Genomic DNA, 12,784 nt, shown 5'->3' on the forward strand with positions numbered 1-12,784 from the left:
GGAAGGAGCGGCTCAGCCGTATGCGTTTCGTGAGCAACCTGCCGCACGCGACGAAGGAAGAAGAACACGTCGTCGTCCCCATGTCCGACGGCACGCGCCTGTCGGCCCGTATCTGGCGTCCGGTCTCCTCGGACGAGGAGCCCGTACCGGCCGTGCTGGAGTACATCCCGTACCGCAAGCGCGACCTGACCGCCGTGCGTGATTCGATCCACCACCCGTACATCGCGGGTCACGGGTACGCGTGCGTACGGGTGGATCTGCGCGGCACCGGCGACTCCGAGGGCGTACTGGCCGACGAGTACTTGGAGCAGGAGCAGGCCGACGCCGAGGAGGTCCTCGCCTGGCTGGCCAAACAGCCCTGGTGCGACGGCTCCACCGGCATGATGGGCATCTCCTGGGGCGCGTTCGCCGCCCTCCAGACGGCGGCCCGGCAGCCGCCGAGCCTGCGCGCCGTCGTCATCGCGTCCTTCACGGACGACAGGTACGCCGACGACATGCACTACATGGGCGGCGCGATGCTGTCGGACAACCTCGCCGAGGCGGGGACGATGTTCGCGTACGCCACGTGTCCGCCGGACCCGGCGGTGGTCGGTGACCGGTGGCGGGACATGTGGCACGAACGAATGGAACACACACGCCCGTGGGTCCTGGAGTGGTTGCGCCACCAGCGCCGTGACGACTACTGGCGGCACGCCTCGGTCTGCGAGGACTACACGGCCGTACGCTGTCCCGTCCTCGCGTCCAGCGGCTGGGCCGACGGCTACTCCAACGCCGTGACGCGGCTGCTGGGGAATCTCGACGTACCGCGCAAGGGGCTGATCGGGCCCTGGTCCCACAAGTTCCCGCACCTGGGTGAGCCCGGCCCCGCCATCGGCTACCTCCAGGAGGTCGTGCGCTGGTGGGACCACTGGCTGAAGGGCGCCGACAACGGCGTCATGGACGGGCCCATGCTCCAGGCGTGGATGCAGGACAGTGTGCCGCCGTCGACCTCGTACGAGGAACGGCCCGGCCGGTGGGTCGGCGAGCCGCACTGGCCTTCGCCGCACATCGAGGCCGTCGCGCATCCGCTGCTGCGGCACCGCATCCTCATGCCGCAGGACGACGTCGAGCCGGCCGGCGCGGGTGACGGCGATGGAGACGACGGCGTGATGACGGTGCAGTCGCCGCTGTCGGTCGGCCAGTTCGCGGGCAAGTGGGCGTCCTACAACGCCCCGCCGGACCTGCCGTACGACCAGCGCGAGGAGGACGGCGGGTCCCTGGTGTTCGACACCGGCCCAATGGGTGAGCCGGTCGAGATCCTCGGCTCCCCGACGGTCGAACTCGACCTGTCCGTCAGCGAACCGGTGGCCACGGTCGCCGCCCGCCTCTCCGACGTCGCGCCCGACGGCCGCGCCACCCGTGTCACGTACGGCGTGCTGAATCTGACGCACCGCGACGGCACAGGCGAGCCCGAGCCGCTGGAGCCGGGCCGACGCTACCGCGCCACGGTCCAGCTCAACGGCGTGGCCCAGGTCTTCCCGCGCGGCCATCACATCAGGCTCTCCCTGTCCACGTCGTACTGGCCGCTCGCCTGGCCGCCGCCCAGGCCCGTTCTGCTGAGCGTCCACGAGCGGTCCAGCGCACTGACGCTGCCGGTGCGTCCGGTCGAGGAACCGGACGAGCTGCCGCAGCGCCCCTTCGGCGAGCCGGAAGGCGCACCGCCGATCACGACCACCCGGCTGTCGGCTCCCGACCAGCGCTGGGAGGTCAAGCGCGACCTGATCGGGTACGAGTCCGCGCTGGAGATCGTGAAGGACCGGGGCACCGTGCGCATCGACGACATCGGGCTCGACGTCGGCTGCCGCGCGTACGAGCGCTACACCGCCACCGCCGACGATTTCACCTCCGTCGGCGGCGAAGCGGCCTGGACCATGCGCTTCCGGCGGGACGACTGGGACGTGCGCGTGGAGACCCGTACCGAACTGCGGTGCAGTGAGAGCGAGTTCTTCGTCGACGCGACCCTCGACGGTTACGAAGGGGAGCGGCGGGTCTTCTCCCGTACGTGGAACGAGACTCTGCCGCGGGACTGGCTGTAGGCGGGACTGGCTGTAATCAGTCCCCCCCTCGGGGCGATTTGCACCAACTCTGACGCGCGCAGCGTAGTTGATCCACTACGCTGCGCCGCGTCACGTGTTGGATCCAGCATCCGAGGGGAACCCTGAGTGAACCGCATGCGCACCGTACTCGCCGCGCTCGGCATCACAGCCGCGACAGTGCTCGCGCCCACCGCGAGCGCCGCACCGCCGCCGCAGCCTCCCGAGGAACGGCAGGCGGCCGCGTCCCGGCACGAGCCCTGTACCGGCTCGTTCGAGGGCGACGCACGGCTCGGCCCCAAGTGGCTCCCGCCGAAGCACGAGAAGCCGGTGGGCCCGCTACTGAAGGGCTACAAGCGGACCGGGGAGCTGTCGTCGGCGGACTTTCTGAAGGAGTACTGGCAGGGTCCCGCGGACTCGGGTGGCTGGAAATATCCGCCCAATGACGGGTTCGGCGAGGTCAACGGCGAGGTGGACAAGGCGCCAACAAGGCTCCGCAGCGGTCAGCGCCTGGACCGTTTCGGTTCCGAGTACGGCGCCTACCTGGCGCCCGCCGGTGACGCGTATTCCAAGCGCGCGCTGCCTCCGCAGAACCTGAACACCCGTGAGCCGTCGGTTCCGTGCGACTACCGTGTCTACGAGGTCACCAAGCCGTTCCGGGTGTGGCAGGGGAGCATCGCGCCGTGGTTCGAGCAGCCGGGCGGCGGGCAGCAGATCAAGCTCGACCAGGCCTTCCTGGACCCGGGTGAGGGGCAGCGGCTGAATGTGAAGTGGCTGCTGGAGCACGACTACCTCGAACCGGCCGGCGCGTAGCCTCACCCCATGGACCGCCACGAACTGCGGGCCGCGCTCGGCGCGGCGGGAGTGCCCGACGACTACTACCGCATCGAGGGCGTCCACGAACCGGCCCCCACGCCCCCCGACTTCCTGTATCTGCGGAAGGTCCAGGAGGAGGGCGGGGTGTGGGAGACCGGTGCGTACGAACGCGGTGTCCATGAGACCGTCTCCCGGCACGCGAGCGAGGCCGAGGCCTGCGCCCGGTTGTTCCGCCTGCTGACCTGAGGTGCCGCCGGGGCCCGGCCCCGGCCCGTCATTCCCATTCCACCGTCAGTGTGGCGGAAGCCCCGGATTTCAGGAACACGTACGCCGTGGCGGCGGGCGCGGAGGCGAGGCGCAGGCGTACCTGGGTGATCCCCGTGTCGTTCACCGCCGTGAAGTCGCCCGACGTCTGTGTGCCGGAGGTGAACCGGCCGATGTCCGCCACGCCGGACGCCGACGCGGCGGCGCTCCAGTCGTCGGCGCCCGTCGCGCACCCCGCCCCGAAGCAGTTGGATCTGACGTCCAGGACCATACGGTTTCCGGCAGCCCAGGGGTCACCGCTGCCGCTGGCGTACGTGACGCTCACGTAGGCGCGCCTCACGGTCGCTCCGTCCGGGACGGACGAGGTGTCGAAGGAGAGCAGCGCGCGGTTGTGCTGTCCGTCCGAGCCCCTGCCCACCGCCACGCCGTAGGTGGCTTCCAGCGTGCCGACGGCCGGCGCGCCGCCGGTTGCCGAGGCCTTCACGTAGCCGTCGTCCGCCGCCCGGCTCGGCAGGACCGCGCTCTTCGTACCGTCTCCCGGTCCACTGCCGCCGAGGCCCCAGAACTGCCCGATGCGGTACGCGGCGCACAGGTTGACGTCGAGCATGTACGCGCCCGTGGTGCCGCACTGCTCCGCACCGGCCCCGGGGTCGACCGGCTGGCCGTGGCCCATGCCGGTGATCGAGTACGTCTCCACGACCGGGCGTCCAGCGCTGTCGCGGTACACCGCGTGCGGATATCCCGCCACGGTGTCGGTGGTGTCGGCCGTGGTGTCCGTGCCGTGGACGTTGGTCCACTGCTCTACGGTCTCGGTCATGTTGGCGGGCACGACCGTCGTGTCGCTCGTTCCCTGCCAGACGGAGACGGTCGGCCACGGGCCCGTCCAGCCGGGGTGGGCCGCGCGGACCTTGTCGCCCCAGGCGGTCGGCGAGAGGTTGGTTCCCGGGCTCATGCAGGTGTACGCGGTCGCGACGGTGGTCGCGCAGGCGTACGGGAGCCCGGCCACCGGCGCTCCGGAGGCGAAGACGTCGGGGTACGCGGCCAGCATGACGTTGGTCATGGCCGCGCCCGCCGACAGCCCGGTGGCGTGCACGCGGGCGGGGTCGCTGCCCAGGTCGGCCTTCATCCGGTCGGTCATCTGCTTGATCGACAGCGCCTCGCCCGAGCCGCGCCTGGTGTCCGTCGGCTCGAACCAGTTGAAGCAGGAGTTGAGATTGTTGGCCGACTGCTGCTGCGGGAGCAGGAGCGCGAAGCCCCAGCGGTCGGCCCAGGCCGTCCAGCCGGTCTCCGCGTCGAACGCGGCCGCCGACTGCGTGCAGCCGTGCATCGCCACGACGAGGGGGCGCCCGGCCGGCAGGCCGTCCGGAACGTACCGGAACATCCGCAGGCTGCCGGGGTTCGTGCCGAAGCCGGTGACCTCGGTGAGCGAGGCTGCCCGGGCGACGGGCGCGAACGCGGTCCAGCCGGTGCCGAGCAGTGCGGCGAGCAGGGCCAGCAGCACGGCAACGGCGGGGAGTCCCTTCTTCGTACGGGATGAAGCTGTATACATGGCGGCTCCTTCAACGGGTCTCCCCCGTCCGTCCGGAAGTCGGACTGTAGGGCCGGCGGTACGCCGCGCAGGACGGGGCGGCGCCACCGTCACCGGCCGTGCGGGGTGTGGTCCGCGCACGTTGCCGTCGGCCGGGACCCGCCCCGGAGCGATGCTTTCCGGTCGAAGCGACGTAAGTGACGAGTGAACCACTTACAGGAAAGTGCAGGCCAGAGGGTCGTTTTGCGTTGTACCACTCCGCTCTGTCCACATGATGGACGCCTCGCGGGGCAATACGCACACCGTCCCCGAGCTGCCCGAACGACCATTCGGTCATGCCGTTTGGATGGCGTACGGCCGGAATGGGTTGATCAGTGTGCACTCACTGTCCGCATCAGCAACACTCCTCACCGCAACACCTTCGCAACTCATCCGCAATCAAAGGAGTTTCATTCATGCGTCCCCTCCGGAACACGCTCGGCGCCGTCGGCGCGGCCACGGTCCTCGCACTGTCGGGCGTCGCCACCGCGAGCCCGGCACAGGCGCAGCCGGCCGGAACGGCCAGCCTCTACGCTCCGTCCGCCTTGGTGCTCACCCTGGGTACGGGCGAGGAAGCCGGCACCGCGACCGTCGCGCGCGCCGTGACGCTCAGCTGCGCGCCCCGGCCCGGCGGCACACACCCGGCGCCCGCGGCCGCCTGCGCCGAACTGCGTGATGCGGGTGGCGAGTTCGCCGGCCTGATCGATACGTCGCCGCAGCGGAACTGCACCCGCGAGTGGAACCCGGTCGTGATCACCGCCCAGGGCGTGTGGCAGGGCAAGCCGGTCACCTGGTCGACCACCTTCGGCAACCCGTGTCAGATGGAGGCCGGCCTGGCCGAGGGCGCGCTGTTCGCCTTCTGACCGTCCGCTCCTCCGCACGAGGAAGCCCCGGCTGGTGGGGGAACCCAGCCGGGGCGGCAACTGCCTGAGTCCGGAAGGGCGTGGAGGGCGCCGCCGGGGTCCTGGCCGGTTCACCGGCCCAGGGGACGGGTGCTTTGTCCTGGGCGCGGAAGAAGTCGGGAAAGCGGGTGCGAAAGGGGTTACGCGGTGGGACCAAGCCCGCTAGCTTCCTTGAAATGAACCGGACAGGCATGCATGTCCGGTGATCTTCCGGCGCGACGGCGCGCGCCTGGCTCCCCCCGGCGGGACTCACGTCCTGGTCCGCCGGGCACCCACCCCCCTCCGGGAGACTTCTGTGCGCAAAAAACCGTTCAGACCCCGCCTGGTCCCCGCGTTCCTCCTCACCGCGTTACTCACCGCCGGTTTCCTCGTCCCCGCAGGATCCGCCTCCGCCGTCCCCCGGGGCGCGGACCGTGGCTCCGCGAAGGCGGCCGCGGCCGACGAGTTCCAGCAGGTCACACTCGCCAAGGGCGTCGCGGAAACCGGCGAGCCGATGACGATGGCGGTTCTCCCCGACCGCTCGGTACTGCACACCTCGCGCGACGGCACGCTGCGGCTCACGGACGCGGCGGGCACGACAAAGGTCGCGGGCAAGCTCGACGTCTACAGCCACGACGAGGAAGGTCTCCAAGGCGTCGGCGTCGACCCGGGCTTCGCCTCCAACCGCCTCGTCTACCTGTACTACGCGCCCAAGCTCAGCACCCCCGCCGGCGACGCCCCGGGCGACGGCACGGCCGCCGACTTCGCCCCCTTCGACGGCGTGAACCGGCTCTCGCGCTTCTCCCTCACCGCCGACGGAACGCTGAACCTCGCCAGCGAGAAGAAGATCCTCGACGTACCGGCCTCACGCGGAATCTGCTGCCATGTGGGCGGCGACATCGACTTCGACGCGCAGGGCAACCTCTACCTCACCACCGGGGACGACGCGAACCCCTTCGCCTCCGACGGCTACACGCCCATCGACGAGCGCGCCACCCGCAACCCGGCGTACGACGCCCAGCGTTCGGCCGGCAACACTAACGACCTGCGCGGGAAATTGCTGCGCATCAAGGTGAACGCGGACGGCTCGTACTCCACCCCCGCGGGCAACCTCTTCGCCCCCGGCACGGCGAAGACCCGCCCCGAGATCTACGCCATGGGCTTTCGCAACCCGTTCCGGATGAGCGTCGACAAGGCCACGGGCACCGTGTACCTCGGCGACTACGGGCCCGACGCCGGAACGGCGAGCGCCGGCCGCGGCCCCGCCGGCCAGGTCGAGTTCAACCGGGTCACCAAGGCCGGCAACTACGGCTGGCCGTACTGCACCGGCAAGAACGACGCGTACACCGACTACAACTTCGCCACCGCGACCTCCGGCGCGAAGTTCGACTGCGCCGGGCCGAAGAACACCTCGCCCCGCAACACCGGACTCACTGACTTGCCCCCGGCCCAGCCCGCGTGGATCCCGTACGACGGCGGCTCGGTGCCCGAGTTCGGCAGCGGCTCGGAGTCCCCCATGGGCGGACCGGTCTACCGTTACGACGCTGCCTCCACCTCCGCCGTGAAGTTCCCCCAGAGTTACGACGGGAACTTCTTCGCCGGCGAGTTCGGCCGCAAGTGGATCAAGCGGATCGCGCAGGGCGCCGACGGAACCGTCCAGTCCATCAACGCCTTCCCCTGGAACGGCACCCAGGTGATGGACATGGCCTTCGGCCCCGACGGCGCGCTGTACGTCCTGGACTACGGCACCGGTTACTTCAACGGTGACGCGAACTCCGCGCTGTACCGCATCGAGCACGTCAGCGGCGGCCGCTCCCCCGTCGCCCAGGCCAAGGCCGACCGCACCTCGGGCAAGGCGCCGCTCACCGTGGCGTTCTCCTCGGCCGGCAGTTCCGACCCGGACGGGGACCCACTCGGCTACGCGTGGAAGTTCGGCGACGGCGGCACGTCGACCGCCGCGAACCCCTCCCACACGTACACGGCCAACGGCCAGTACACCGCCGAGCTCACCGTCTCCGACGGCACCGGCAAGAGCGCCACCGCCTCCGTGCAGGTGACCGTCGGCAACACGGCACCGACCGTGAGGCTGGAGCTGCCGGTGGACGGCCGCATCATCGACCCCGGAGCGGCCGTCCCGTTCAAGGTGACCGTCACCGATCCGGAGGACACCTCCATCGACTGCGCCAAGGTGAAGATCACCTTCATCGTCGGGCACGACAGCCACGGCCACCCGCAGACCTCCGCGACCGGGTGCTCCGGCACCGTGCAGACCATCGCGGACGGCGAGCACGACCCGAACGCGAACATCTTCGGCGTCTGGGACGCGGAGTACACCGACAAGGGGGCCAACGGCCAGCCCGCCCTGACCACCCACGCCCAGCACATCAGCCAGCCCAGCCACCGGCAGGGTGAGCACTACGGCGACTCCTCCGGCGTCCAGGTCGTCAGTCACACGCCGGCCCACGGCGGCAAGGCGGTCGGCTACATCGACAACGGCGACTGGATCTCCTTCAAGCCGTACGCCCTGGACGACGCCACGCGGTTCACCGCGCGGGTCGCTTCCGCCGGCGTCGGCGGCACCGTCGAGGTACGGGCCGGCTCCCCCACCGGCACGCTGCTGGGAACGGCGGCCGTGCCCCTGACGGGCGGCTGGGAGTCGTACCAGGAGGTCGGCACCGCCCTGACCAACCGGCCCGCCGGTACGACGACGCTGTACCTGGTCTTCAAGGGGGGCCTCGGCGCGCTCTTCGACATCGACGACTTCCGCTTCACCACCTCCGGCGCCGGCCCCCGCACGGGTGCGGTGAAGGGGGTGAACGGCGCCTGCCTGGACGTCGCGGACGGGGCGTCCGCCGACGGGACGCAGGCGCAGGTGTGGACCTGCAACAGCAGCGGCGCACAGCAGTGGACGGTGCCGGGCGACGGAACACTGCGGGCACTGGGCAAGTGCCTTGACGTCAGCGCGGGCGGCACCGCCGACGGCACGAAGATCCAGCTGTGGACATGCAACGGCACCGGCTCCCAGCAGTGGGCGCCGCAGGCCGACGGGACCGTACGCAACCCGCAGTCGGGCAAGTGCCTCGACGCCGAGGGCGGCACCTGGAACGACGGCACCCGCGTCCACCTGTGGACCTGCCACACCGGCCCCAACCAGAAATGGACCCTGCCGTAGCAGGAGAGGAGGCGCAACCGACATGCGTACCAAGCTCACGAAGGCGGGCGGCCTGCTCGCCGCAGCGCTGCTCTGTGCGGCCACCGCTCCCGCTGTGGCCGCGAGCGACCGGGCACCGGACGAATCCGCTCGCACCGCCGTCCGGCAGAAGGCCGCCGCGGCCGCGGCCGATCCGGCCTACAAGATCCTCGCGTTCTCCAGGACGGCGGGCTTCCGCCACGGTTCCATCGACGACGGTCTCGCCGCGTTGCGCTCGCTCGGCGACGCGAACAACTTCACCGTGGACGCCACGGAGGACTCCGCGGCCTTCACCACCGCCAACCTGGCCCGGTACAAGGCCGTCGTCTTCCTCTCGACGACCGGGGACGTGCTCAACGGCACGCAGCAGACGGCATTCGAGCAGTACATCAAGGCGGGTGGTGGCTACGCCGGCATCCACGCGGCCGCCGACACGGAGTACGACTGGCCGTTCTACGCCGGGCTCGCCGGAGCCCTGTTCCACTCCCATCCGCACAACCAGACGGCCACCGTCAAGGTGGAGGACCGGGCCCACGACGCCACCGCCCACCTCGGCGCCACCTGGCAGCGCTTCGACGAGTGGTACAACTACCGCACCAACCCCCGTACGACGGCCCGCGTCCTGGCGTCCCTCGACGAGTCCAGCTACTCGGGCGGCACCATGTCCGGGGACCACCCGATCTCCTGGTGCAAGGGGTACGAAGGCGGCCGGGCCTTCTACACGGGCGGCGGCCACACCGACGAGTCGTACACCGAACCCGCTTTCCGCAGGCACCTGCTGGGCGGCATCCGGTGGGCGGCGGGCATGACGGAGGCCGACTGCCGACCGGAGACCGGGTACACACCGCTGTTCGACGGTACGGGCACGAACGGCTGGAAGCAGGCCGGACCCGGATCGTTCACACTGGCCGACGGAACGCTCACGTCCCAGGGAGGGCTCGGGATGCTGTGGTACTCCGCGAAGGAGTTCACCGGCGACTACTCCCTCAAGCTCGACTGGCGCATGGACGGCGACGACAACTCCGGGATCCTGGTCGGCTTCCCGGCGTCCGACGACCCGTGGTCGGCGGTCGACAACGGGTACGAGATCCAGATCGACGCCACGGACAGCGCCGACCGGACGACCGGATCCGTGTACGGGTTCAAGTCCGCCGACGTCGCCGCCCGTGACGCCGCGCTCAACCCGCCCGGCGAATGGAACACGTACGAGATCCGCGTGACCGGCGAACGGCTGGAGGTCTTCCTCAACGGCCGCAAGGTGAACGACTTCACCAACGCCGACCCTGCCCGGAGCCTGCGGCAGGGGCACATCGGGATCCAGAACCACGGCGACGGTGATCAGGTGTCCTTCCGCAACGTCCGCGTGAGCACATCCGGTGGTACGCCCCCGGGGCCGCGAACGGGGGAGGTCAGGGGCGTCAACGGCAGGTGCCTGGATGTCGCCGGCGGCTCGACGGCCGATGGCGCCCAGATCCATTTGTGGACCTGCAACAGCGCAACCGCGCAGAAGTGGACTCTGCCCGGCGACGGAACGCTGCGGGCGTCGGCCAAGTGCCTGGACGTCAGCGGCGGCGGGACCGCCGACGGCACGAAGATCCAGCTGTGGACGTGCAACGGCACCGGCGCGCAGCAGTGGCAGCCGCAGCCGGACGGGACCGTACGCAACCCGCAGTCGGGCAAGTGCCTCGACGCCGAGGGCGGCACCTGGAACGACGGCACCCGCGTCCACCTGTGGACCTGCCACACCGGCCCCAACCAGAAATGGACGCTTCCCTGACCGGTGGTCCTCGGCACCCGTGTCAGCCGGTCCACGGACCGGCTGACACCGGAGTCAGCCGTTCATGACGGTGGCCCGGGCGATGAGCAGTGCCACGTCGTCGTGGTCTCCGGGGTGCCGAAGGGCATGCAGCAGCAGGTCGCAGGTCTCCTCCAGGGACCTGGGAGGGTCGTTGAGATGGGCGAGAAGGGCGTCCAGACGTTCGTCGATGGCCTGGTCGCGCGTCTCGACCAGGCCATCGGTGTAGAGGACCAGGCGGTCACCGGGATTCAGGGCCAGCGTCGTGGTGTGAAAGGTGACTTGACCGACACCGAGGGGGGCACCGGTGGGCAGGTCGAGCAGCTCGGCCGGCCGGCCGGGGCGTATCAGAACGGGCGCCAGGTGACCGGCGTTGGAGATGAGGCACTGGGCCTGATGCGGATCGTAGACGGCATAGATGCAGGTGGTGATGGTCTGCCCCATGCGGTCGGTGAGCCGGTCGAGATGGTGCAGCACCTGGTCCGGTTCCAGGTCGAGTTCGGCGAGCGTACGGGTGGCGGTGCGCAGCTGCCCCATGGTGGCGGCGGCGCTGATGCCGCTGCCCATGACGTCGCCGACGACCAGGGCGCTCTTGTCGCCCGTCAGCGGGATGACGTCGAACCAGTCGCCGCCCACCTCGTCGGCCGCCTGGGCTGGCTGGTAGCGGCTGGCGATCTCCAGGCCGGGCTGGTCCGGCGGCCGCTCGGGAAGGAGACTGCGCTGGAGGGTGAGGGCGGTGTTGCGTGCCTGGCGGTACCAGCGCGCGTTGTCGATGCACACCGCCGCCCGTGCGGCGAGCTCGCCCGCGAGGACCTCGTCGTCGGCGGTGAAGGGTTCAGGGTTACGGGTGCGCTTGAGGTCGAGGGCGCCGAGGACCTGGCCGCGCGCGATCAGCGGCACGGCCAGATAGGAATGCAGTCCCGCGGTGGCCAGGAGCTCGGCGGCCTCGGGACTGCGGGCGACGCACGGCAGGTCGTCCGCGCTCACGTGGGACACGCGGACGGGGCGGCCGGTGTTCACGCACTGCGTGACCAGCCGGTCGGCTTCGTACCGGGCCACCTCACCCGGCGGGTCGGCCGCACTCACCGCCTCGCTGGGGTACGCGCTGGCCACGGCGAGGGCCCGGAACACCGCGTGCCCTGTCTGTACCGTCACGGCCGCGCGGCCGTTCAGGACGCTGTCGAGGACATCCACGGCGGCTACGTCGGCCAATTCCGGCACCGACACCTCCGCCAGCTCGCGGGCGGTCTGGTCGAGGTCGAGCGTGGTGCCGATGCGGATGGAGGCATCGGCCACGAGCGCGAGACGCTGACGGGCGTGCGCGGCCTCGATCGTCGCGCTGCGCCGCTCGGTGACGTCCACGACGGAGACGGCCACCCCGAGCACCTTCCCGTTGGACCCTTCCAGCCGGTAGAAGGACACCGACCAGGCTTGCTCACGGTCCGGGGCGGCCGGGGTACTCCCGACTGACTCACGGTCGAGGATCGGCGCGCCGGTGGCCATGACCTCCCGCATCGACGCCTCGATGGACTCGGTGTCCAGGAAGGGCAGCGCCTCGCGGACGTCGCGGCCCACATGCTCGGCGGCGGACAGACCGTTGATGCGCTCGAGTGCCGGGTTGACGGTGACGTACCGCAGATCGGTGTCGACGACCGCCAGGCCGATCGGGGACTGGGAGACGAGCCGGGTGGACAGGGCGAGGTCCCGTTCCAGCCGGTGCAGAGTGGCCTGGTCAGTGGCCAGGCCCAGGGCGTAGAGGTCTTTGCGGCTGTCCTCCAGCCGCATGTTGCGGAACTCCACCAGACGCGTGCTGCCGTCCCTGTGGCTCATCGGAAAGACGCCCGCCCAGCCGGCCCCTCCTGCCATGACCTGATCGAACAGCCCGTCCACCAGTTCCAGGTGCTTCTCCTTGACCAGGAGCCGGCCGGCGAACCGGCCGAGCGCCTCCTCGGCGGAGTAACCGAAGAGATCCTCGGCCTGCGGGCTCCACAGCACGATCCGCCCCTGAGCGTCCAGCACCACGGCCGCGACGCTCAGCAGGTCCAGCAAACCCCCCGACTCGGACGGTGCGCCCCCCGGCCGATCGGGGTGGGCAGGGACGGGTTCGGTTGCGCGCATCCCGGGCTCCTTCCGCCCGCCGCCGTTGTCTCCCATCGTCTCTCTACCCAGGATGCGCCATTATCCGCTGCGCCGTGCCCG

General features: G+C 70.6%; 8 protein-coding genes. 6 read left to right on the plus strand and 2 right to left on the minus strand.

Going from position 1 to position 12,784, the window contains the following annotated elements:
- Positions 1 to 20 precede the first annotated feature (20 nt).
- From ACWIHY_RS06520 to ACWIHY_RS06530, 3 genes are all read left to right on the plus strand, one after another.
- Positions 21 to 2,075 carry a CocE/NonD family hydrolase gene (locus ACWIHY_RS06520; protein WP_454374496.1) on the plus strand — a complete coding sequence of 685 codons (2,055 nt, stop codon included), beginning with the start codon at positions 21 to 23 and terminating at the stop codon, positions 2,073 to 2,075.
- Positions 2,076 to 2,201: 126 nt separating this feature from the next.
- The gene (locus ACWIHY_RS06525) at positions 2,202 to 2,885 is read left to right on the plus strand and encodes a TNT domain-containing protein (protein ID WP_454374497.1); all 684 of its coding nucleotides are present in this window, start codon (positions 2,202 to 2,204) and stop codon (positions 2,883 to 2,885) included.
- 9 nt (positions 2,886 to 2,894) lie between these two features.
- On the plus strand, positions 2,895 to 3,134 hold the full coding sequence (locus ACWIHY_RS06530) for a hypothetical protein (RefSeq protein ID WP_454374498.1): 240 nt from the start codon (positions 2,895 to 2,897) through the stop codon (positions 3,132 to 3,134).
- Positions 3,135 to 3,162: 28 nt separating this feature from the next.
- Here the strand turns inward: ACWIHY_RS06530 and ACWIHY_RS06535 are convergent, their stop codons facing one another.
- Positions 3,163 to 4,701: an extracellular catalytic domain type 1 short-chain-length polyhydroxyalkanoate depolymerase gene (locus tag ACWIHY_RS06535; protein ID WP_454374499.1), complete on the minus strand. Its 1,539-nt coding sequence runs from the start codon at positions 4,699 to 4,701 to the stop codon at positions 3,163 to 3,165.
- 434 nt (positions 4,702 to 5,135) lie between these two features.
- Between ACWIHY_RS06535 and ACWIHY_RS06540 the strand changes: the two genes are divergently transcribed.
- The 3 genes from ACWIHY_RS06540 (at position 5,136) to ACWIHY_RS06550 (ending at position 10,567) form a co-directional block, all read left to right on the plus strand.
- Positions 5,136 to 5,582, plus strand: a complete 447-nt coding sequence (locus ACWIHY_RS06540) for a subtilase-type protease inhibitor (RefSeq protein ID WP_454374500.1) — start codon at positions 5,136 to 5,138, stop codon at positions 5,580 to 5,582.
- A 334-nt stretch (positions 5,583 to 5,916) separates the two neighbouring features.
- A complete protein-coding gene (locus ACWIHY_RS06545; RefSeq protein ID WP_454374501.1) occupies positions 5,917 to 8,772 on the plus strand; it encodes a PQQ-dependent sugar dehydrogenase in 2,856 nt (951 codons plus the stop codon).
- Between the two features lie 22 nt (positions 8,773 to 8,794).
- A complete protein-coding gene (locus ACWIHY_RS06550; RefSeq protein WP_454374502.1) occupies positions 8,795 to 10,567 on the plus strand; it encodes a ThuA domain-containing protein in 1,773 nt (590 codons plus the stop codon).
- A gap of 54 nt (positions 10,568 to 10,621) precedes the next feature.
- Here ACWIHY_RS06550 and ACWIHY_RS06555 read toward each other — a convergent pair whose 3' ends face one another.
- Positions 10,622 to 12,703 carry a SpoIIE family protein phosphatase gene (locus tag ACWIHY_RS06555; RefSeq protein ID WP_454374503.1) on the minus strand — a complete coding sequence of 694 codons (2,082 nt, stop codon included), beginning with the start codon at positions 12,701 to 12,703 and terminating at the stop codon, positions 10,622 to 10,624.
- Positions 12,704 to 12,784: the final 81 nt, after the last annotated feature.

The organism is Streptomyces sp. NPDC055287, from assembly GCF_053646035.1.